The organism is Massilia sp. CT11-137, assembly GCF_047302885.1.
GTDB classification, from domain to species: Bacteria; Pseudomonadota; Gammaproteobacteria; order Burkholderiales; family Burkholderiaceae_D; genus Telluria; species Telluria orientalis.
The window spans coordinates 444678-466847 of the sequence record NZ_JBKYMP010000002.1 but is presented as its reverse complement, the minus strand read 5'-3'; the positions used below and the strand labels follow the sequence as shown (position 1 = coordinate 466847).

The following is a 22170-nucleotide window of genomic DNA, read 5'->3' as shown; positions in this document are numbered from 1 at the left end:
TTCAGCGCACCTCCAGCTGGAACGGCGCGGCCGGCAGGTCGTCCGCGCCGAACAGGTTCACGAACGGCGCATCGGCCCACGCGTAGCGCACGCGGGTGGCATCCGGCGTGCCGGCGCCGGGCAGGACGATGGTGTCACCGGCCACGCGCGCCTCCGCGTAACGGCACACCGTGCCCGCGCACACCTCGAACGCGTTGGCGCGGTCGGACGAATACGTCGCCAGGCCGCCGCCCGTGTCCTTGAACGTCACGACGATGTCGCCGCCCTTGCGCTGCGCCGACACGGCCGTCGGGCTGCCGGGGATCGTCTTTTCGCCGTACGCGACGGCGCGCGCCGCGCGCGCGAGGCGTTCGCCGACGAGCGTCTTCTGGGTCGGGTGGATGTCGAAGCGGTCGCCCACGTCGATCGTCACGGCCAGGCCCGCGTGCGGGTCGTTCGCCACCGCGGCCGCCTGTGCGTCGCGCAGCTCGGCCCAGCCGGACTGGCCCGGCGTTTTCGCCGGCGAACCGTACGACGTCAGTTGCACGACGAAGAACGGCAACGTCGGCTGGCCGAAACGCTGGCGCCAGTCGCGCATCAGGAGCGGCAGCAAGGTGCGGTATTCCTGCGCCGCGCCGGCGTTCGATTCGCCCTGGTACCACGCGGCCAGCTTGAATTTATAGCCGACCAGCGGCGCGATCATGCCGTTGTACAGCGTGGTCAGGCTCGTCGGCACGGACCACGGCGCCGGCGGCACCGACTGGCCTTTCATGGCGCCGCCGCGCTGGACCTTCCACGCGGCCGGCAGCGGGATCGCCTGGCCGTCCGCGAGGCCGATGCTGCGCTTGTCCACCGGCCCGGACAGGCCGCCGCCCTGCCCGCCGCTCAGCACGCGCATGGCGATCACGTTGCGGCCCGGCTTGAACACGCCGGCCGGCACATCGTAGTCGCGCCACATCCATCCCGTGCTGATGCCGCCCACGCGCACGCCGTTGACCCACGTCGTGTCGTACGTGTCGACGGGGCCCAGGTGCACCGCGTTCGCGGCCTTGGCCTGCGCTTCCGTCAGGGTGACCGTCGTGCGGTACCACGCGACGCCGTCGAAGTCCTTGAAGCCGGCCACGCCGCTGTCCTTCCACGATCCGGTCGGCGTGACGGTGGGCCACGCGCTGTCGTCGAAATCCGGTGCGATCCACGCACGCTGCGCGGCGGCCGCGGGATCGTGCGCCGTCCACCAGGCCTCGTTGCGGGCATCCTCGGCGCGCATGCCGGCAGCCGGATCGGCGCCGTACTGTTTGACGGCGTCGACGCCGGCCGTGTAGTCGCTCACGGTGCGCAGCGACTCCCCGCCGATCCAGCCCTGGATCGTCGTGCCGCCCCAGCTGGCGTTGACGAAGCCGACCGGCACCTTGTAGCTGCCCTGCAGCGAGCGCGCCATGTAGTAGCAGACGGCGGACGCATCGCCGATGGTGTCCGGCCCGGCGATCTTCCACGCGACCGGGCCCTTGAGCTCATCCTGCGGCGCCGCCGTGCTGTTCTTTTCCACGTTCAGGAAGCGGATCCTGTCGTTGGCCGCCATCATCGTCGTCGACCACGCGTTGGTCGAATTGTGCACGGCAAATTCCATGTTCGACTGGCCCGAGCACAGGTAGACGTCGCCGACCAGGATGTCGGCGCGGCTGACGCTCTGGCCGCCCGCGGCGACCGTGAGCGTGTACGGTCCGCCCGCCGGCTGCGGCGGCAGTTGCGCCTTCCACTTGCCGCGCGCATCCGCAGTGCCGGTCACGGCACGTCCGCCCAGGGTGACGCTCACCTTGCTGCCGGCGCCGGCCGTGCCCCACACGGCAATCGGCTGGTCGCGCTGCAGGACCGCGTGGTCGGCAAAAATACGGGCCAGGCCCAGGTCGGCCGCCTGCCCCGGCAGGCAGGCGCTTGCCGCCGCGAGCGCCAGCAGGCGTGCGGCCATCTTCGTAGTCTCCATCGAATCTCCTCGTCGTTAGTGGCGCAGATGTTTGCGCTTTTCATTTTTTCTTAATAAATGATGTTATACCAACAGCGAGGCGAAGGCAGCAAAAAAAACGCCAGCCCGCAGGCTGGCGCTTCATTGCGGAGCGGAGCGGTCAGTAGCCGCGGCTGCCCGTGCCCTGGCTGCCACTGGTGGTGCTGGAACTGGTGCCGGTGCCCGCCGCGCCCGTGCCGGTCGCGCTGGTGCCCGTGCCCGAACCGGAGCCCGTGCCGCTCATGCCGCTCGAACCGGACAGGCCGGTGCCGCTGGCGCCGGTGCTGCCGCTCATGCCGCTGGTGCCGGACGAGCCGGAACCGGTGGTGCCGGTTGCGCCGCTCGAACCCGAGGAGCCGGTGCCGGTGCCGGTCGGCGGCGTGGTCGTGCCGCTGCCCGTGCCCATGCTGCCGCCGGTGCCGGTACCCGTGCCGCCCGACGTGCCGCTGCCGCCGCTGGTGCCGGTGCCGGTGCCGGTGCCGGTGCCGGTGCCGGTGCCCATGCTACCCGACGAACCCGAGGTGCCCTGGGTATCCTGGCTGCCGCTCGACGACGAACCGCTGCTGGAGGAACCGCCGCTGCCGCTCGAACCGCTGCTCGAGCTGCTCTTCTTATGATGTTTTTTCTTCGTGTGTTTCTTGGTGGCCGAGCTGCCCGACGTCGACTGATCCTGCGCGGTCGCGCTGCTGCCCGTCGACGAACCGGTCTGCGCCTGCGCGTTGACCGTACCGAACATCGCCACCGTGACGGCAGCACCCAGCAAGCCCTTCAGTAACTTATTCATTTTCATATCGCTCTCCTCAGAGAATGGATTTGGGGCAAAAAAACTCTGCAATATCAAGAAGATACTGTGGAGGCGGAGTTTAAAGAGATCGCCGTGAAGGGTGCGCGCGTTAGCCTCGCGGAAACAAAAATCAGTACGCCCCGGCCGCCTGCGCCGCAAGCGTGCCCATCCGCGTGTACAGGTCGAGGATGTTGCTCTTGTCGTCCGGATAGACGCGGTTCGACAGGAATACGTAGAACGACTTCGACTGCGGATCGACCCACAGGATGCAGCCCGTGAAGCCGGTGTGGCCATAGCTGCCGACCGGGTACACGGTGCCGCGCGGGCGCTTCGCGTACGGCGAGTCGATGTCCATGCCGAGGCCGCGCCTGGCCAGGCCGGGAGGCGATTGCACGGTCGTCAGCAGGCGGACGCTGTCCGGGCCCAGGATGCGCACGCCGTCCAGCACCCCGCCCGCCAGCAGCATGCGGGCGTAGCGCGCCACGTCGCCGACGGTCGTGAATACGCCGGCCGAGCCCGCCACACCGCCCATGCGGCGCACCGTCGGGTCGTGCACGACGCCGCGCAGGAGTTCGCCCGGCGCGAGGTCGCCATGCGCGCCTTTCCCGTCCGCGCTGCCGACCTGGGTCGGCGCGATCGTCTCGACGTCGGCCCGGCGCAGCGGCAGGTAACCCGTGTTGCGCATCCCCAGCGGCGCGTAGATGTGCGACTGCGCGTAATCGTCCAGCGGCGTGCCCGTGACCTTTTCGACGACCTGGCCCAGCAGCACGTAATTGACGTCGGAATAGCGGAAGAACGTACCGGGCGGGTGCGTAACAACCTGGGCACACGCGAGCTGGTGCGCGGCCACGCGGCCTTTCCATGCAGGGACGGCCGGCAGCCCGGCGGGCAAGCCCGAACTGTGCGTGAGCAATTGCCGGATCGTAATCGTTTCCTTGCCGCCGGTCCCGCATTCGGGGAAGTATTTGACGAGTTTGTCGTCGAGCCCGATGCGTCCCTGCTCGGCCAGGATCAGCACGGACGGCGCCGTCGCCAGCACTTTCGTCAGCGAGGCGGCATCGAAGGTGGTCGCCGTCGTGACCGGAGCCGCATCCGGTTCATAGGTCAGGCGGCCGTAGGCGCGTTCGTAGACGGCGTCCTCGTGCTCCAGGTGGAACACGGCGCCCGGCAACTTGTGCGCGTCAATGGCGCCCTCGATGGCGGCGTCGATCTGGGGAAAGCGGCGCACGTCCAGCCGGGGGACATCGGCCGCGGGCACGCTCGGTACACGGGGAGGCAAGGTGCAGCCGGCAGCGAGCACGGCGATGCAGGGAAGCAGGTAAATACGCATGTTGAGCAAACGGAGATGCCGTGGAGACATTGTTCAACAGGCCATCATATGCCGTTCCGGACCGTGGCGCACGCGAAAAATTCGATCGGCGTATCATGGGGCGATGAATGCACCAATGATTCCTTTCTCGATACTCGACCTCGCCCCGATCACCGAAGGCAGCGACGCTGCCGAATCGTTCCGCCGCTCGCTCGACCTCGCGCAGCACGGCGAACGCTGGGGTTACCACCGCTTCTGGCTCGCCGAACACCACGGCATGCCGGGCATCGCCAGCGCGGCGACGGCGGTGCTGATCGCCCACGTGGGCAACGGCACCTCCACCATCCGCCTCGGCGCCGGCGGCATCATGCTGCCGAACCATTCCCCGCTCGTCATCGCCGAACAGTTCGGCACGCTCGAATCGCTGTTCCCGGGCCGCATCGACCTGGGCCTCGGCCGCGCGCCCGGTTCCGACCACGCGACGGCCCGCGCGCTGCGCCGCAATCTCGCGTCCGACGCGGACGAATTCCCGCAGGACGTCGTGGAACTGATGGATTATTTCGCGGACGCCCCGCGCCGCCACGTGCGCGCCGTGCCCGGCGCCGGCCTCAAGGTGCCCGTGTGGATCCTCGGCTCCAGCCTGTTCGGCGCGCAGCTGGCGGCAATGCTGGGCCTGCCGTACGCGTTCGCGTCGCACTTCGCGCCGCAGATGATGATGCAGGCCATCGAGATCTACCGCGCCACCTTCCGCCCCTCGGCCCAGCTCGACAAGCCGTACGTGATGCTCGGCTTTAACGTGTTCGCCGCCGAGACGGATGCGGAAGCCCAATGGCGCGCGACGTCCATGCAGCAGGCGTTCGTCAACCTGCGCAGCGGCCATCCGACGCGTTTGAAACCGCCCGTCGAAGGTTATCTCGACCTGCTCGGCCCGGCGGAACGCGGCATGCTCGACGGCGTGCTGTCGTGCTCGGCGATCGGCTCGCCCGAGACCGTCGAACGGCAGCTGAAGGACTTCATCGCGCGCACCGGCGCGGACGAGCTGATGATCACGTCGCAGATCTACGACCACGCGGCGCGGTTGCGCTCGTACGAGATCGCGGCGGAGATCCGGCGCAACGGTGATCTGGCGAACATTCAACCGGCGCGGCCTTAGTCACACTTGTCATCCATGGACGGCACCTGGCCGTTGATTGCATAACCATGGAGGACCTATGAACACTCGACTGATCGCCGCAACCCTGATGCTCTCGCTCGCCTCGACGGGCGCCGCCTATGCCAAACCCAGCTGCGCGAAAGGCGCCATCGTCGGCGGCGTCGGCGGCCACGTGGCGGGCAAGCACGGCTTGCTGGGCGCTGCCGCCGGCTGCGCCATCGGCCACCACATGGCCAAGAAGCAGGAGAAGGAGCAGCAGCGGCAGGCGCAGGCGCAGGCGCAAGCACGGCAGCAGGCCGCCGACAGCCAGCAGCCGGCACCGCGCAAATAAGCTGGCTCGTCGTTCCCGGCATTGCCGGAAACGACTTCCCGCGCAGGCGGGAACCCAAGTTTGTCGGCAGATCGCGAAAATTGGGTCCCCGCCTTCGCGGGGACGACGTAGATGCGCTAACCAATCGACATCAAGCGTCCCCCGTCCCCGCCTGCAACGCGTCGATCACATGGCGCGTCGAGCGCACCTTGCCCATGACGGGGAAGATGTGCCTGCAGGCGAACTCGTGCGCATCCGCCGCCATGCTGCTCATCGCATCCTCGACGAAGACGAGCTCGTAGCCGCGGTCGAACGCGGCGCGTGCCGTCGACTCGACGCCGAAGTTGGTGGCGATGCCGCCCAGGATAATGGTCTTGATGTGGCGCCGGCGCAGCAACTGGTCCAGTTCCGTGCCGTAGAACGCGCCCCACTGGCGCTTCGTCACGACGATGTCCTGCGCCTGCACCTGCGCGTCCGGCGCCAGCAGCGACGCGTCCGGCGGTGGCGCGGGCGTGCCGGGTTTGCGCAGCGGCGCATCGGCCGGCGGCAGTTGCAACTGGTCGACGAGCACGCGCACGAAGATCACCATGCCGCCGCGGTCGCGCATTTCGCCCGACAGCAGCACGCAATTGCCCACCACCTGCTCGGCCGTGTACGGGGCCAGGTCGCGTTTCACATTACTGTTCTGCAAATCGATCAGCACCAGGGCGGTGCGGCCGATATCGATGTCCAGGTCGCTCATGTAAGATCCTCCTCGCCGCGCAGTATCCGCCGGCAGGCGATTTGGTGGCGCCAGTTTCCGCTGTGCTAAATTTCCGGCATCATGCAAAGAACCGCCATCGCCGCCTTGTGCGTCCTGCTGGCAGGCTGCGCCAGCCAGCCCGCCCTCACCGCCTACACCGTCAACTCGGGCGCGCAGCGTAGTAGCGCGCAGCAGGCGCTGTCGTTCGACCATGCCGACCTGAGCCTGCGCATCGACCCGGACAGCCGCAGCCTGCGCGGCGACGCGACGCTCACGTTCAGCACCGGCGCGCCGCTGGACAGCATCGAGCTCGACCTGGACCGCAACCTGCCCATCGATGGCATCGCCGTCGACGGCCAGCCGCTCGCGGCCGACCGGTGGCGCAATCCGGACGGCAAGCTGGCGATCGCGCTGCCGCAGCGGCTGGAGCCGGGCCGCCAGATCAAGGTGCGCGTGACCTACCACGGCGAACCGCACGTGGCGAAACGTGCGCCATGGGACGGCGGCTTCGTGTGGGCGCGCACGCCGGACGGCAAGCCGTGGGTCGCGAGTGCCGTCGAAGGCGAAGGCTGCGACCTGTTCTGGCCCTGCATCGACCATCCGATGGGCAAGCCGAAGGTCGTCGACGAACACATCACCGTGCCCGCGCCACTCGTGGCCGCGGGCAATGGCGTGGCCACGGGCATGACGGAAGCGAACGGCTGGCGCACATGGCACTGGCGCGCAAAGAACCCGAGCACGTACGGCATCGCCATCAACGTGGGGCCGTACGAGGTGCTGTCCGGCGAGTACCGCAGCCGCTACGGCAATACGATCCCGCTGCGGTTCTGGTACCTGCCGCAGAACAAAGCGCATGCGCAAGACCTGTTCTCGGAATTCCCGAAGATGCTGGATTTCTTCGAATCGACGATCGGTCCCTACCCGTTCGCCGACGAAAAAATGGGTGTCGTCGAAACGCCGCACAAGGGCATGGAACACCAGACCATCAATGCCTACGGCAACAAATACGTCAAGACGCCATACGGCTACGACGACCTGCTGCAGCACGAATTCGCCCACGAATGGTTCGGCAACCAGCTCACGAATGCCGACTGGGACGACATGTGGCTGCACGAGGGCCTCGCCTCCTACATGCAGCCGCTGTACATGCAATACCTGCACGGCGACCAGGAATATTTCGCCGCGCTGATGCAGCAACGCGCGGGCATCCGCAACAAGGCGCCGCTCGTGTCCGGCAAGCACAAGCGCGAGGAAGACGTCTACGACCTCAAGCGCGGCGGTCCCGGCGGCGACATTTATGCGAAAGGCTCGCTCGTGTTGCACACGTTGCGCGGCCTGATCGGCGACGACGCCTTTTTCCGCGCCGTGCGCGAACTCGTGTACGGCACACCGGACCCGCGCCCGGGGAATTTCTCGCCGCGCTATGCGACGACGCCGGACTTCATCGCCATCGTCCAGCGCGCGAGCGGACGGGACCTCGGCTGGTTCTTCCAGGCCTATATGTACCAGGCCGCGCTGCCCGAGCTCGTGGCCGCGCGCCGCGGCGACACGCTGGACCTCGCGTGGAAGACGGCCGCCAACACGCCGTTCCCGATGCCGCTCGACGTACGCGTGGACGGGCGCACCGTCACCCTGCCGATGGCGGACGGCCGCGGCAGCATCGCACTGCCGCCGCACGCGACGGTCACGTTCGATCCGCATTCGAAGATCGTGCGGCGCGAGAGGCGGTTCGAAGGCAGGTAGGGTGGGCACCATGTGCCCGCGCGGATGTTCGCATCATGCATGTGTCACGGCACCACCTTGCCGTCGACGCCGATCCGCCGCACCTCGCCCAGGTTCAGCGCACGGATCGGCGCCTCGATCTTGCTCATGTCGCCGACGACGATCCACACCGGCTGCCGCGGCAGCACGACGCGCGCCGCCAGCGCATTCAATTGCTCGGGCGTGACAGCCAGCGCCGTCGCCGTGTACGTGTCGTAGTAATCCTCGGGCAAGCCGTATTGCAGGATCGTCGCGTAGGCATTGCTGAGCTGGCTGACCGTCTCGAACGAGCCGGGCAGGCCCAGCGTCTCGTTCGCCTGCGCATCCTGCAGTTCGCGCGGCGTGACGGGACGTGCGCTGCCCAGCTCGGCATATTGGCGCGCCAGTTCGCGCAGCGCATCGGCCGTTTTATCGGTCTGGACCGGTGAATCGCTGACCAGGATGCGCTGCCCGCGCGCCGCGACGAGCGACGAGCCGACGCCGTACGACCAGTGTTTATCTTCCCGCAGATCCATGTTCAGGCGCGAACTGAACGTGCCGCCGAACACGTCGTTGAGCAGGTTCAGCGCGACGGCATCCGGCGTGTTGCGCGGCGGCGCCAGCTGGGCGCCCACGATATTGCTCTGCAGCGCACCGGGACGGTCGATCAGGTAGATCGTCGTGCCGGCCGGCTGGTCGACCTTGGCGATCTCGTGCGCCGGCAGGGTGCCGGCCTTCCACGCGCCGAACGCGCGTTCCAGCAGCGGCGCCAGTTCCGCGAGGGTCGTGTCGCCGACGACGAGCAGGGTCGCATTGTTCGGCTTGAACCACGTGGCGTGATAGCCCACGAGATCGGCGCGCGTCATGCGGGAGACCGCGGCTTCCGTGCCGGTACCGGTCAGCGGCAGGGAATACGGATGGCCGGGGCCGTACAGCAGCGGCGGCAGCACGCGCAAGGCCATCAGGCGCGGCACCGTCTGCTCGCGCTGGATCGCGGCCAGCCGCGTCTTGCGCACGCGTTCGAAGTCGGCCTGCGGAAAGGCCGGACGCAACGCGAGGTCGGCGTACAGGCCCAGCGCCTGCGCCAGCGTGGGCTTGAGCACGTTCATGTTGACGAACGCGCCGTCCAGGTTGATCGACGTGCCGAACGAGGCGCCCAGCGCTTCCAGTTCGCGGCTGATCTGCAAGGCGCTGCGCGACGTCGTCCCCTCTTCCAGCATGCGCAAGGTGAGGCTCGCGAGGCCGGGCAGCGCCTGCGAATCGGACGCGAAGCCGCCACCGAGCATCAGCGACAGGTTGATCACGGGCGCGCCGTGGCGCTCGGCCAGCACGACCTGCATGCCGTTGGACAGCGTCGTCTTCTGCATGGGCGGCAGGGTCAAGGTTTCCGGATGGCCGGCCGGCGGACCCTTGCTGCGGTCCACCGTGGACGCCCCCGCCGCGAGCCCGGTCGGGAATGGATCGACTTCCAGCACGTAGTCGCCGTCGGCCAGCCAGTCGAGCATGGCCTTGCGCACCGCCGCCGGCGTCGCGTCCTTGATGCGCTGCAAATAGAGCTTGTAGCAGTCCGGACTGTCCGTGTACGTGGCGCAGCGCGCCAGCACGTCGCTCTTGCCACCGAAGCCGCCCACGCGCTCGACGGCGCGCGCGTGCTGCGCGAGGATCGTCGTCTGCGCAAGCCGCAGCTCGGCGGCCGTCGGGCCGGTCTTCATCAGCGCGCGCAATTCCTCGTCGGCCAGCGTTTCCATGCGCGTGACGTCGGCCGCAGGTGCGCCCGGCTTCGCGGTCAGGTTGATGCCGAACTGGCCGGCGATCTCGTTCGAATCGTTGCCGGTGCCGACCGACGTCGCCAACTGTTCCTTGACGACGAGGCGCTGGTACAACCGCGACGTCTTGCCCCCGCCCAGCACCTGCGCGGCGAGGTCGAGCAGCGGTTCTTCGGGCGTGTCGGCGCCCGGCACGTTCCACAGGCGATAGATGCGCGCCTGCGGCACGCGGTCCTGGACCTGCCCCCGGTGCGTGCCGCTGCGCTTCGCGACCCACGCCTGCTGGTGGGCCTGCGGCGGGCCCGGAGGAATATCGCCGTAGTATTTTTCGACCTTTTCGCGGGCCTGCTGCGGCGTGATGTCGCCGGCCAGCACGAGCACCACGTTGTTCGGGCCATAGTGCCCTTTGAACCAGTCGGTGACGTCCGTCATCGACGCGGCATCGAGGTCGGCCATGGCTCCGATCACGGTCCATGAATACGGGTGGTTGGCCGGCCACGTGTTCTCCGTGACGACCTGCTCGACGATGCCGTACGGCTGGTTCTCGCGCTGGCGCTTTTCGTTCTGGACGACGCCCCGCTGCAGGTCGAGTTTCTTCTGGTCGAGCACATCCAGCAGATGACCCATGCGGTCGCTCTCGGCGAACAGCGCATAGTCGAGCATGGACGTGGGGACCGTCTCGAAGTAATTCGTGCGGTCCTTGTTCGTCGTGCCATTCAGGTCCGTCGCGCCAATGCCTTCCAGTGCCGACAGGAATGTCTTGTCGAAGTTGGCGCTGCCGGAAAACATCAGGTGCTCGAACAGGTGCGCAAAGCCGGTCTTGCCGGGCTTCTCGTTCTTGGAACCCACGTGATACCACGTGTTGACGGCCACGACGGGCGATTTATGGTCTTCGTGCACGATCACCGTCAGGCCATTCTTCAGAACAAATTTCGTGTACGGAATATCGGGGATGGGGATGTCGACGCCGGCATCGCGTGCGGGCGCCGGCGCGGCCAGGGCCAGCATCAAGACAAACGATGACACAAGGGCAAAGCGCATGCTGGGTCTCCTCACGTGGATGATCGGCCGCGCTCATTCTAAGAAATATTGCCCAGGCTTGTCGTCCTGGACTGACAAGCGGGCCGGACACCGTCCGCTGCAAGAATCATGCATGGGGCGTATCATTGAGGCTGGCAATCAGCAAGGAGAAGCTCATGAATCAACGACGCTCTTTCCTCAAAAGTTCCGCCGTCCTCGCATCGGTGCTCGGTGCCCCCGCCATCCGGACCAGCGCCAAGACCCTGCCGGATGCGCCCGTCTCCCCTGTCGCGCCGAACGAGCGCATCGTGCGCCTGTACAACACGCACACGGGCGAAAGCCTGCGCACCATTTTCTGGGCCGAAGGCGAATTCATTCCCGAAGCCTTGCAGGACATTAATAAACTGCTGCGCGACCACCGCAACAACAAGATCTCGGCCATCGATCCGAAACTGCTCGTCTTGCTGGACCGCATCAGCGCCCAGTACGGCAGCCACCCGACCGTGCACGTGATCTCGGGTTATCGCTCGCCGGAAACGAACGAGATGCTGCACGAAAAGACGGGCGGCGTGGCGAAGCACAGCCTGCACATGGAAGGCAAGGCCATCGACGTGCGCATCCCCGGCCAGGACCTGGCCAAGCTGCACAAGATCGTGATGGCGCAGAAGGCGGGCGGGGTCGGCTATTACCCGGACTCGCAGTTCGTGCACATGGACGTCGGCCGCGTGCGGTACTGGTGACCATGCACCGGGCCGTCGCGTGGGTGTTGTCGACGCTGCTGGGCGCAGCCGCGGCGGGGCTGGCGCACGCCCAGGCGGCGCCAGACGGCCAGGGCATCCAGACGGTCACCGTCACGTACACGCGCGACCCCGTCGACAAGTCCTACCGCAAAATGATCCGCGGCATGGAGCGGTTCCAGCGCGAGCATGCGCTGGCGCCGCAGGCCACGTTGCGCTTCCGGCTGCTGCCCCGGTCGCCGACCGTCGACATGCACGGCATCACCCTGCGCGTCATCGGCGACCACATCGCGGTGCCCGTCCCCGTCGCGCCCGACAACAGTTTTACGCTGCCGCGCAACGAACAGGCGCTGAAAGAGGATGCGGCCGTCGTCGCCAACCGCAAGACGACGAGCATGACGTGGCGCGCGCAAGTCATGACGCCCGGCCTGCCGCCCGGCACGCGCCGGCTGGGCGACTTGCGCCTCGAGTGTCTCGTCGGCATGGAAGCCGGGCTCGTGTCGAACAGTTCGCCGCTGTTCGGCTGGATCTCGAACGCTCTCACGAGTCCCGAACAGGTGTGTAACAGTCCCGACGGCAATTTCCTCTTCTTCACAGAGCGCCCCGTGTTCGCCGTGACCCTGCGCGCGGGCGAGCGCACGGAAATCCTGCCGTTCCGCTTCCTGTACGCGGGCGGCGAGCAGACGCGCGACATGCTGCCGTTCTGCGACTGCCAAGTGCTGCTCGACCGCACGTACTACGCGCCGATCTGGGACCGCAGCTGGCCGGACGACACGCTCGTCAGCTTCGCCACCATGGACGACGAGGCGGCGCCATGAACCTGCGCCCCATCCTGCTGGTCACCGCCCTGCTGTCCGGTTGCGCCGCGCGCGCGCCGGAGGAACCCGGCACGAGCGTGGCCGAGTCCCGCTTCGACCAGCTCGTCGTCCCCGGCCGCACGACGCGTGCCGAGCTGCTGGCCGCGTTCGGGCCCACGAAGACGATCGTCTTCGATTCCGGCATGGAGACGTGGTTGTACACCGCCCCGGCGGCCGGCGGGCACACGGAACTGGTGCTGCTGCTGGGCCGCGACGGCATCGTGCGCAAGATGCGCAAGCGGCCCCCTTATCCGACCGATCCCGCGCCCTGACGGCGAGGTACCGGCCGTGCAGGCTCGCTATATAATGGGCCGTCCCCATTGCGTTGCGCGGCCGCCTTGAAAATCCAACTCCCACGTTCGTCGACCGTCCCGTTGTACACCCAGATCAAGGAAGCGATCCGCGCCAAGATCATCGACGGCACCTACGTCGGGCACCAGCAACTGCCGTCGGAAAACGAGATGATCGCGGCGTTCGGCGTCAGCCGCATCACGGTGCGGCAGGCGGTGAACGACTTGCAGAAGGAAGGCTTGCTGTTCAAGGTACACGGCAAGGGCACCTTCGTCGCCTTGCCCAACGTCTCCCAGGAGTTGACGCACCTGCAGGGCTTCGGCGAAGCGATGCACCGTCTCGGCCATGAAACCTTCTCGGACGTATTCGGCCTGGAAACCGTCAAGGCGTCCGGCATCGCCCACGCCAAGCTGCAGATCGAAGACGGCAGTCCGGTGACGGAGGTCCGGCGCGTACGCTATTTGAACAGGGAGCCGGTCTCGATCGACTACTCCTGGGTCAGGCATGACGTGGGGTCGCGTCTCACCGAGAGAAACCTGCGCGAGAAAGACCTGTTTTTCCTGCTCGAAAACGAGTTGCACCAGCGGCTCCATTCCGCCGACGTGGAAATCGATGCGACGTCGGCGACAAACGACGTTGCGACTCGCCTGAAGGTCGCACCGGGCGCGCCGATCCTGCGCATCGAGCGCCTGACCTACGCGCAGGGCGAAAAACCGCTCGTGTTCGAATACCTGCATTACCGCGCCGAGACCTTCAAATACAAGATGAAGGTATTGCGCTAGTAACGCCGACATATCGCACAGGTCACGCGTGGGCACGGGGTGCCCCACCCTACGCCCTGTTTTGGCCGTCCCCTCCCCACAACGGCCACCTGCCGCACCGCACGCGCACCGTTCCTGATCATTCTTCCCTCCCGATCCCGCGAAACACGGGCAATTCGACTGGCACGCAATTTGCACAACTCGTTATTACGAGTTATGACGAGGTGCGCACGGTGCCGCAAGGCGACTTTACTGAAAGGGTGACATGAAAACCATTGAACTGGAATACGACCTGGTAATCGTTGGCGGCGGTACGGGCGGGCCGATGGCCGCGGTGAAAGCCAAGGAAAAGAATCCGAAGTTGCGCGTGCTGGTGCTGGAAAAGGCCAACGTCAAGCGCAGCGGCGCCATCTCCATGGGCATGGACGGGTTGAACAACGCGGTCATTCCCGGCCATGCGACGCCGGAACAGTATACGAAGGAGATCACGGTCGCGAACGACGGCATCGTCGACCAGAAAGGGGTGTACGCCTACGCGAGCAACAGCTACGCGATGATCGAGGAGCTCGATCGCTGGGGCGTCAAGTTCGAGAAGGACGAAACGGGCGACTACGCCGTGCGCAAGGTGCACCACCTCGGCAGCTACGTCCTGCCGATGCCGGAAGGGCACCACATGAAGAAGGTGCTGTACCGCCAGCTGAAGCGCCAGCGCGTCGACATCACCAACCGCGTGGTCGCCACGCGCCTGATCACGGGCGTGAACGGCGAGATCGCCGGCGTCATGGGCTTCGATTGCCGCACCGCCGACTTTTATGTGATCAAGGCAAAGGCGGTCGTGCTGTGCACGGGCGCGGCGGGGCGGCTCGGCCTGCCCGCGTCCGGCTATATGTTCGGCACGTACGAGAACCCGACCAACAGCGGCGAAGGCCACGTCATGGCCTATCACGCCGGCGCGGAACTGACGAACCTGGAATGCTTCCAGGTCAATCCGCTGATCAAGGATTACAACGGCCCCGCGTGCGCCTACGTCACCGGCCCGTTCGGCGGCTTCACCGCGAACTCCACCGGCGCGCGCTTCATCGAATGCGACTACTGGAGCGGCCAGATGATGCTGGAGTTCTACAACGAGCTGGAAGGCGGCCGCGGTCCGGTGTTCCTGAAACTCGATCACCTGGCGGAGGAAACGATCGCGGAGATCGAGCACATCCTGCACACCAACGAACGCCCGAGCCGCGGCCGCTTCCACGAACGGCGCGGCAACGACTACCGCCAGAAGGCGATCGAGATGCACATCTCGGAAATCGGCTTTTGCAGTGGCCACAGCGCCTCCGGCATCTGGACCAACGAAAAAGGCGAGTGCTCCCTCCCCGGCCTGTACGCGGCAGGCGATTGCGCCAGCATCCCGCACAACTACATGCTCGGGGCGTTCGTGTACGGCAAATTCTGCGGCGAGAACGCGGCCGACTACATCGCCGGCAAGTCTGCGACCGTGATCAACACCGACATGGTGGAAGCGGAGCGCCGGCGCATCATGGCGCCGCTGGCGCGCAGCGAGGGCCTGACGCCGTTCCAGGTCGAGTACAAGACGCGCCGCATCGTGAACGATTACCTGCAGCCGCCGAAGGTCACGCGCAAGATGGAAATCGCGCTCGAGCGCTTTGGCGAGATCAAGGACGACCTCGAGGAACTCGGCGCCGTCAACCCGCACGAACTGATGCGGGCGATGGAGGCGCACACGATCCGCGACTGCGCGGAACTCGCGGCGCGTTCTTCCCTGTTTCGCAAGGAAAGCCGCTGGGGCCTGTACCACCTGTGCGTGGATCACCCCGAAAAGGACGACGAGAACTGGTTCTGCCACACCAACGTCAGCAAGGGCGCGGACGGCAGGACGGTCTTCCGCAAGCGCGAGATCGAGCCCTACATCGTCGAACTGAATGCCGAAGAAAAAGCCGCCTACCAGCGCCTGCGCGTGGCCGGCACCAAAACCGCCATCGCCGTCTAACCGAACCGGAAAAGGAAAGGAAAGAACATGACCATCGCAACCACCCGCACGCAAGCCCCGGTCGTCGTCGACCAGTCGAAGTGCATCGCCGAGAAAGGCTGCACCGTATGCGTCGACGTCTGCCCCCTGGACGTGCTGGCGATCGACATCGTCTCCAACAAGGCGTTCATGAAGTTCGACGAATGCTGGTACTGCATGCCGTGCGAACAGGACTGCCCGACCGGCGCCGTGCACGTCAACATCCCCTATCTCGTGCGCTGAGGAGGGAGGGTCCCATGATGGCAACCACACTCCACGAACGGCTGCACAGCAGCGACCCGGGCGTGCGCCGCGTCGCGGTGCTGGATCTCCCCTACTCCGACGAGGAAGACGACATCGTGCCGCTGCTCGTCGCCGCGCTGGCCGACCCCGACGCGAGCGTGCGGCTGGAAGCGGCCAGGGCGATCGAAGGCTACGAAGATCCCGAGGTGCTGGAAGCGCTCGTGCCGCTGCTGAAGGACGCCGACCCGGACGTGCGGCGCGCGGCGGCGACCACGCTGGCCGAACTGAAGGAACCGGCGTCGGCACCGCACCTGCTGCCCTACCTGGGCGACGAAGAAGCCTCGGTCCGGGTCGCCGCCCTGCACGCGATCCGCGCCCTGCGCGTGGACGCGGCCTTCGAACCCGCGCTGCGGGCACTGGGCGACATCGATGCCGGCGTGCGGCGCGAAGCGGTGGGCGTGCTCGGCTACCTGAAAAAGCCGGAAGCGATCGGCGCGCTGACGAATGCGGCGGCCAACGACCCGGACCAGGAAGTGCGCCGCATCGCCGTGGGTGCGCTCGGTTACGCGTCGGCAGTCAGCATCCAGCCGACGCTCAGCCGCGTCCTCGCCGATCCGGCCTGGCAGGTGCGCGAGGAAGCGGCGACGACGATGGGCAAGCTCGGGCTGGCGCTCGGCGTGCCGGACCTCGTGCGCGCGATGGACGACGAGTTCTGGCAGGTGCGGGTAAAAGCGGCGCGCAGCCTCGGCAAGCTGAAGGCGAAGGCCGCGGTGCAGGCGCTGTGCGAGGCGTTGCGGCATCCGATGAGCAATCTGCGCAAGGAAGCCGTCATCGCGCTGGGCGAGATCGGCGACACGCGCGCCATCGTCCACCTGGAAGCGGCGCTGAAGGATGTGGACTCGGACGTGCGCAAGCTCTCGAAGCTGGCGCTGACCACCATACAACTGAACGGAGGGGCGGCATGACACACGTCGTCGGCGAATCGTGCATCGGCTGCAAGTACACCGACTGCGTCTCGGTGTGCCCGGTCGAGTGCTTCCATGAAGGACCGAATTTCCTCGTGATCGATCCGGAAGTCTGCATCGACTGCGGCGTGTGCGTGGCGGAATGCCCCGTCGAGGCGATCTACGACGAAAAGGACCTGCCGGACGGGCAAAAGGACTATGTCGCGCTGAACGCCAGGCTGGCGGCCCGCTGGCCGCTGATCACGCAATCGACTGAACCGCTGCCGGAGGCCGACGCATGGGCGTCCCGGCAGGACAAGCGCGACCAGCTGGTGGAGGTGGCCTAGCAACGTGGGCCGCGTCGTTTTTCATCCTGTGACTCATTCTGGAAGGATTCAACATGACACTTCGGTTCCTCATCCGTATTGCCGCGCTCTCCGCCGCTGTCCTGTTCGCGCCGGTATTGCAGGCGAAAGAGGTCGTCACGATCGGCATCGGGACGCAGAACACCACCACCAACACCGTCACCGGCGGCATCGTCATCAAGGAGCTGGGCCTGCTCGACAAATACCTGCCGAAGACCGGCAGGTACGCCAACATCGATTTCAGGGTCGACTGGCAGAACTTCACCTCCGGCCCGCCCGTGACCAACGGCATGATGGCCAACAAGATCCAGATCGGCATGATGGGCGACTACCCGCTGCTGGTGAACGGCGCCAACGGCCAGCAAAGCAGGGGCAACGAAACGCAGCTGGTCGCCGTGATCGCCTATAACGCCTTCGGCGCCGGCAACGGCGTGGTGGTCAACAAGGACAGTCCGTATTACCAGCTGGCCGACCTGAAGGGCAAGAACGTGTCCGTGCCGTTCGGCTCGGCGGCGCACGGCATGCTGCTGCAGGCGATGCAGGCGCGCGGCTGGCCGGACGATTTCTGGAACCTCGTCAGCCAGACGCCGGAAATCGGCACCAGCAACCTGCGCGAAAAGAAGATCGACGGCCACGCCGATTTCGTCCCCTTCGGCGAGCTGCTGCCGTACCGGGGCTTCGCCCGCAAGATCTTCGACGGCGCCCAGACCGGGATTCCAACCTTCCACGGCATCGTCGTGCGCAAGGATTTTGCGGACAAGTATCCGGAAGTCGTCGTCGCCTACATCCGCGCCATGATGGATGCCGACGACTGGGTCCGCAAGAACCCTCGGTTGGCCGCCGAGAAGATCGCCGCATGGACCAGGATCGAGAAAGAGGTCGTCTACATCTTCCTCGGCCCCGACGGTATCCACACGCTGGACCCGACGATCAAGCCCCTGCTCGTGAACTCGGTCAAGACCAGCTACGGCGTGCTGCAAAAGCTGGGCAAGGTGAAGGAATTCAATGTCGATGCGTGGGTCAACGAAAGCTATCTGCGCGCGGCCTTCAAACAGCGCGGCCTCGACTACGACGCGCAGAAGCGCACCTTGGCCAACTACGACATCCAGGGCAAGGACCCGGTCTGCGGCAAGGCGGTGACGCGTCCGAAGGAAGCGGGCGAGATCTGGATCGAGGGCGGCGACATCGTGCCCCTCAGCTCTCCGGCCTGCACCTTCATGGGGATCAAAAAGTACCAGGACGCTGGCAAGAAAATTGCTGTGGTCTATTTGTTCGATCAAGAACTCGGCATCAAGGTATTTGCCGACAGAGCCTTCTATGCGGTCAACGGCACCGGCGCGAAACTGGATGTCGTGCCGTTCCTGCTGAAGAAGGACGCGGAGACCAGCGCAGCAAAATCCGGAGGCACCGTCGCAACCTACGAGCAAGTGCTCGCCAAGATGGAGAAATGATCATGGCTCTGATGGACCGTCACCCAATCGCACCGCCGCCAGCGGCGCCGCCGCCCCACCCCGCCGCTGCCAAGCCGATACGGCAGCCCAGGCTGGAAGCCATCGAAGGCGGTGCGGGCAGCGCGCCCGCACCGGACCTCCCGTTCTCGCTGAAGCGCTGGCTGGAGTCGGGCGTCGGCGCGGCGCTGCTCGGCACCCTGTCGATCGGCGCCGTGCTGCTGGCCTGGCATCTGGCGACCTATTACAAGCTCGACGTCTACATCCGCTTCGGGAACATCCCGACGCCGGTGGATGTGTGGCACAGCATCCTCGACGTCACGCGTTCGGACAAATACGCGATCAACATCGGGATCAGCGTGCGGCGCGTGCTGCTCGGCTTTTCCGGCGCGGCGCTCGTCGGCACGCTCCTCGGGGTCATGGTCGGCCGCTACCGGATCTTCCGTTCGCTGGCGCTGCCGGCGATGGAATTGTTCCGTCCGATCCCCGCGATCGCCTGGGTGCCGATGGCCATCATGCTGTGGCCCAGCAACGAGGTCAGCATTGCGTTCATCACGTTCCTGGGGGCGTTCTTCCCCATCCTGATCAACACCATCCACGGGGTGGAGAGCGTCGACGGCGTGCTGCTGCGCGCCGCGCACAGTCTCGGTGCGAAAGAGAAGGATGTGATCCTGTATGTCGTGGTCCCCGGCGCACTCCCGCATATCTTCACGGGCCTTGCGGTCGGCATGGGCGTCGCGTGGGTGTCGCTGATTGCGGCGGAAATGATTTCCGGCCAATTCGGCATCGGCTACTTCACCTGGGAAGCGTATTCGCTGATTTCGTATCCCGACATCGCGCTCGGCATGATCACGATCGGCGTGCTCGGCCTCTTGTGCAGCAAAGCGATCGACCTGTGTTCCAGGCTCGCCATGCCGTGGACGGGCGCGGCGGCGGGAGCGGGAAAATGAGTGCGCCCTCCATGAACGGCCAGGGCGGCCATATCGAGGTGCGTGACCTCGACATCAGTTTCAGGGCGCGCGGCGCGACCGTGCAAGCCGTCAAGTCGGTATCGCTGGACGTGCGGCCGGGCGAATTCGTGTCGCTGATCGGTCCTTCCGGCTGCGGCAAATCGACCTTGATGAACGCGGTCGCCGGTTTCACCGCGGCCGACAGGGGCGCGCTGACCCTGGATGGCCGGCCCATCACCGGGCCCGGTTCGGACCGCGGCGTCGTGTTCCAGCAGTATTCGCTGTTCCCATGGATGACGGTACGCAAGAACGTCGAGTTCGGACTGAAGATGAAGGACGTGCCGCCGGCGCAGCGCGAGACGCAGGCGCGCACCCTGCTCGGCCTCGCCGGTTTGCTGGCCTTCGAAAACCATTATCCGGCGCAGCTGTCGGGCGGGATGAAGCAACGCGTCGGTATCGTGCGCGCACTGGCGACCAGTCCGCAGGTGCTGCTGATGGACGAACCGTTCGGCGCGCTCGATTCCCAGACCCGCTCCGTCATGCAGGAGATCCTGACGAACATGTGGCAACGGCTGCGCCTGTCCGTGCTGTTCATCACGCACGACATCGACGAAGCGATCTTCCTGTCCGACCGCATCTATGTGATGACGGCCCGGCCCGGACGGATCAAGGCCGACATCAAGGTCCCGCTGCCGCGCCCCCGCACGCCGGACATGATGGACACGCCGGAATTCGCAGGGCTGGTCCGCGCGATCAAGAAGCTGATCCGCGAGGAGAGCCTGGCGGCGATGGGCGGTGAGTTGCGCGACGGCGGCTATGCCGGGCTCAGCACGGAGATCGGACCGGAGGGGGTGGCCAATGTCCTTTGACGAAGCGGCCTGGCCCGACGCCATCACCCTGAACGGCAAGGCGCGCGCACTGGAGCTGGCGTGGAGCGGCAGGCATGCAGTGTTGTCGTACCGCGCGTTGCGCCGTTCCTGCCGCTGCAGCGTATGCGAGCAGATGCGCAGGTCGACGTGCAGCGTCCTGCCCGTTGCCGCCGACGTGGTCCTGCTGAAGATCGAACCAGTGGGCGCGACGGCCATGCAACTGGTTTTCTCGGATGGCCACGCGCGGGGGATCTATCCCTGGACGTATCTCAAACAGATGGCATTCGGCCCGACGGACGGGCTTCCCGAATCTTTGACGAAAGGATGGCGTGATGAGTAATTTCTACGAGGCGGAGGTGTTGTCCGTGCGTCATTGGACGGACCGCCTGTTTTCCTTTACCACGACGCGCGAATCGAGCTTCCGCTACCAGAGCGGGCAGTTCGCGATGATCGGACTCGAAGTGGACGGCCGGCCGCTGATGCGCGCCTACAGCATGGTCAGCCCGCATTACGAAGAACGGCTCGAATTCCTCAGCATCAAGGTGCCGGATGGTCCCCTGACCTCGCGCCTGCAGGACATCCAGGTCGGCGATTCGATCCTGGTCGGCCGCAAGGCGTCCGGCACGCTGCTGAGCCAGAACCTGTTGCCGGGCAAGCACCTGTACCTGCTCGGCACGGGCACCGGCCTGGCGCCGTTCATGAGCATCGTGCAGGACCCCGACATCTACGACCGGTTCGACAAGGTGATCCTCGTGCACGGCTGCCGCCACGTCAACGAACTCGCGTACCAGGAACGCATCGCGGCCGACCTGCCGAACCACGAATTCCTGGGCGACCTGGTGGCCGACCGTTTGATCTATTACCCGACCGTCACCCGCGAGCCGTTCGAAAACCAGGGGCGCATTCCCGACCTGCTGCAAAGCGCACGGTTCTACGCCAGGCTCGGCCTGCCGCCGCTGGACATCGCCCACGACCGCTTCATGCTGTGCGGCAGTCCCGCCATGCTGAAGGACACCGTGGAGGTGCTTGCCGGCCATGGTCTGAAGGAAGGCAACATGAGCCATCCCGGCCATTACGTCATCGAGCGCGCATTCGTCGACAAGTGAAAGGAACCGACATGAAGATCATGGTCCCGGTGAAACGGGTGGTCGATGCGAACGTCAAGGTGCGCGTGAAGCCGGACCGCTCCGGTGTCGACCTGGCCAACGTGAAAATGGCCATCAATCCCTTCGACGAGATCGCCGTGGAGGAAGCCGTGCGGCTGAAGGAAGCGGGCCACGCGGCGGAAGTCGTCGCGGTGTCCTGCGGCGTCGACGCCTGCCAGGATGTGCTGCGCACCGCGCTGGCCGCCGGTGCCGACCGCGCCATCCTGGTGCGGTCGGACGCGGCGTTGCAGCCGCTCGCCGTCGCCAGGCTGCTGGCCGCGATCGCCAGGCGCGAAGTCCCGCAACTCGTCATCCTGGGCAAGCAGGCCATCGACGACGATTGCAACCAGACCGGCCAGATGCTGGCGGCCATGCTGGGCTGGCCGCAGGCCACGTTCGCATCGTCAGTGCGGGTCGAGGGCGGCGGCCTGGCGGTCGCGCGCGACGTCGATGGCGGCATCGAAACCGTGCACCTGGCGCTGCCGGCCGTCGTGACGGCGGACCTGCGCCTGAACGAACCGCGCTTCGTCAGCCTGCCCAACCTGATGAAGTCGAAAAAGAAGCGGCTGGACGTGGTGCCCGCCGAAACCCTCGGCGCCGATCTCTCCCCGCGCTGGAGGACGCTGGCCGTCGACCCGCCCCCGCAACGCCAACCCGGTGTGCGCGTGCAGGATGCGGCCGAACTGGTCCGCCGTTTGCGGCACGAAGCAAACGTCATTTAATCATTCGAGGAGCCAT

Annotated in this window: 22 protein-coding genes; 17 read left to right on the top strand and 5 right to left on the bottom strand. The window is 66.3% G+C overall.

Annotated features, from left to right (window positions below):
• Position 1: 1 nt before the first annotated feature.
• The 3 genes from ACEN98_RS18850 to ACEN98_RS18840 all read right to left on the bottom strand — a co-directional run bounded on the left by ACEN98_RS18850 (position 2) and on the right by ACEN98_RS18840 (position 4092).
• Complete coding sequence (locus tag ACEN98_RS18850; protein WP_413386383.1) at positions 2 to 1960, bottom strand: sialate O-acetylesterase; 1959 nt, start codon at positions 1958 to 1960, stop codon at positions 2 to 4.
• 139 nt (positions 1961 to 2099) lie between these two features.
• Entirely contained in the window at positions 2100 to 2762 is a 663-nt protein-coding gene (locus ACEN98_RS18845) for a hypothetical protein (protein WP_413386381.1), read from the bottom strand.
• A 130-nt stretch (positions 2763 to 2892) separates the two neighbouring features.
• Positions 2893 to 4092 carry a serine hydrolase domain-containing protein gene (locus tag ACEN98_RS18840; RefSeq protein WP_413386379.1) on the bottom strand — a complete coding sequence of 400 codons (1200 nt, stop codon included), beginning with the start codon at positions 4090 to 4092 and terminating at the stop codon, positions 2893 to 2895.
• 115 nt (positions 4093 to 4207) lie between these two features.
• On the opposite strand from ACEN98_RS18840, the gene ACEN98_RS18835 reads away from it, so the two are divergent.
• Positions 4208 to 5224 (top strand): LLM class flavin-dependent oxidoreductase, encoded by a 1017-nt coding sequence (locus ACEN98_RS18835; protein ID WP_413386377.1) that lies wholly within the window; start codon positions 4208 to 4210, stop codon positions 5222 to 5224.
• Between the two features lie 58 nt (positions 5225 to 5282).
• Entirely contained in the window at positions 5283 to 5555 is a 273-nt protein-coding gene (locus ACEN98_RS18830) for a hypothetical protein (protein WP_413386375.1), read from the top strand.
• Positions 5556 to 5685: 130 nt separating this feature from the next.
• On the opposite strand, the gene ACEN98_RS18825 is transcribed toward ACEN98_RS18830, so the two are convergent.
• Positions 5686 to 6276, bottom strand: coding sequence for an isochorismatase family protein (locus ACEN98_RS18825; protein ID WP_413386372.1), 591 nt, complete (start codon positions 6274 to 6276; stop codon positions 5686 to 5688).
• Between the two features lie 81 nt (positions 6277 to 6357).
• Between ACEN98_RS18825 and ACEN98_RS18820 the strand changes: the two genes are divergently transcribed.
• Positions 6358 to 8019, top strand: coding sequence for a M1 family metallopeptidase (locus tag ACEN98_RS18820; RefSeq protein WP_413386369.1), 1662 nt, complete (start codon positions 6358 to 6360; stop codon positions 8017 to 8019).
• 44 nt (positions 8020 to 8063) lie between these two features.
• Here the strand turns inward: ACEN98_RS18820 and ACEN98_RS18815 are convergent, their stop codons facing one another.
• The gene (locus tag ACEN98_RS18815) at positions 8064 to 10823 is read right to left on the bottom strand and encodes a M16 family metallopeptidase (RefSeq protein ID WP_413386367.1); all 2760 of its coding nucleotides are present in this window, start codon (positions 10821 to 10823) and stop codon (positions 8064 to 8066) included.
• Positions 10824 to 10978: 155 nt separating this feature from the next.
• Between ACEN98_RS18815 and ACEN98_RS18810 the strand changes: the two genes are divergently transcribed.
• The 14 genes from ACEN98_RS18810 (at position 10979) to ACEN98_RS18745 (ending at position 22154) form a co-directional block, all read left to right on the top strand.
• Positions 10979 to 11542 carry a DUF882 domain-containing protein gene (locus ACEN98_RS18810; protein ID WP_413338866.1) on the top strand — a complete coding sequence of 188 codons (564 nt, stop codon included), beginning with the start codon at positions 10979 to 10981 and terminating at the stop codon, positions 11540 to 11542.
• Positions 11543 to 11544: 2 nt separating this feature from the next.
• Positions 11545 to 12357 carry a hypothetical protein gene (locus tag ACEN98_RS18805; RefSeq protein WP_413386365.1) on the top strand — a complete coding sequence of 271 codons (813 nt, stop codon included), beginning with the start codon at positions 11545 to 11547 and terminating at the stop codon, positions 12355 to 12357.
• Positions 12354 to 12668, top strand: a complete 315-nt coding sequence (locus tag ACEN98_RS18800; RefSeq protein ID WP_413386363.1) for a hypothetical protein — start codon at positions 12354 to 12356, stop codon at positions 12666 to 12668. Before ACEN98_RS18805 ends, ACEN98_RS18800 begins: the two co-directional genes overlap by 4 nt.
• A 66-nt stretch (positions 12669 to 12734) precedes the next feature.
• Positions 12735 to 13469, top strand: coding sequence for a GntR family transcriptional regulator (locus tag ACEN98_RS18795; protein ID WP_413386361.1), 735 nt, complete (start codon positions 12735 to 12737; stop codon positions 13467 to 13469).
• Between the two features lie 244 nt (positions 13470 to 13713).
• On the top strand, positions 13714 to 15450 hold the full coding sequence (locus ACEN98_RS18790; protein WP_413386359.1) for a fumarate reductase/succinate dehydrogenase flavoprotein subunit: 1737 nt from the start codon (positions 13714 to 13716) through the stop codon (positions 15448 to 15450).
• 27 nt (positions 15451 to 15477) lie between these two features.
• Positions 15478 to 15711, top strand: coding sequence for a ferredoxin family protein (locus ACEN98_RS18785; RefSeq protein WP_056448502.1), 234 nt, complete (start codon positions 15478 to 15480; stop codon positions 15709 to 15711).
• A 14-nt stretch (positions 15712 to 15725) separates the two neighbouring features.
• A complete protein-coding gene (locus ACEN98_RS18780) occupies positions 15726 to 16676 on the top strand; it encodes a HEAT repeat domain-containing protein (protein WP_413386357.1) in 951 nt (316 codons plus the stop codon).
• The gene (gene fdxA / locus ACEN98_RS18775) at positions 16673 to 17002 is read left to right on the top strand and encodes a ferredoxin FdxA (protein ID WP_413338879.1); all 330 of its coding nucleotides are present in this window, start codon (positions 16673 to 16675) and stop codon (positions 17000 to 17002) included. Before ACEN98_RS18780 ends, fdxA begins: the two co-directional genes overlap by 4 nt.
• A gap of 53 nt (positions 17003 to 17055) precedes the next feature.
• Positions 17056 to 18471 (top strand): ABC transporter substrate-binding protein, encoded by a 1416-nt coding sequence (locus tag ACEN98_RS18770; protein ID WP_413386355.1) that lies wholly within the window; start codon positions 17056 to 17058, stop codon positions 18469 to 18471.
• 2 nt (positions 18472 to 18473) lie between these two features.
• A complete protein-coding gene (locus ACEN98_RS18765) occupies positions 18474 to 19418 on the top strand; it encodes an ABC transporter permease (RefSeq protein WP_413386353.1) in 945 nt (314 codons plus the stop codon).
• Positions 19415 to 20287 (top strand): ABC transporter ATP-binding protein, encoded by an 873-nt coding sequence (locus ACEN98_RS18760; RefSeq protein WP_413386351.1) that lies wholly within the window; start codon positions 19415 to 19417, stop codon positions 20285 to 20287. The genes ACEN98_RS18765 and ACEN98_RS18760 overlap by 4 nt, the downstream gene beginning before the upstream one ends.
• Positions 20277 to 20627 carry a DUF971 domain-containing protein gene (locus ACEN98_RS18755; RefSeq protein WP_413338888.1) on the top strand — a complete coding sequence of 117 codons (351 nt, stop codon included), beginning with the start codon at positions 20277 to 20279 and terminating at the stop codon, positions 20625 to 20627. Before ACEN98_RS18760 ends, ACEN98_RS18755 begins: the two co-directional genes overlap by 11 nt.
• On the top strand, positions 20620 to 21393 hold the full coding sequence (locus ACEN98_RS18750; protein WP_413386349.1) for a ferredoxin--NADP reductase: 774 nt from the start codon (positions 20620 to 20622) through the stop codon (positions 21391 to 21393). Before ACEN98_RS18755 ends, ACEN98_RS18750 begins: the two co-directional genes overlap by 8 nt.
• A gap of 11 nt (positions 21394 to 21404) precedes the next feature.
• Positions 21405 to 22154 (top strand): electron transfer flavoprotein subunit beta/FixA family protein, encoded by a 750-nt coding sequence (locus ACEN98_RS18745; RefSeq protein WP_413386347.1) that lies wholly within the window; start codon positions 21405 to 21407, stop codon positions 22152 to 22154.
• Positions 22155 to 22170: the final 16 nt, after the last annotated feature.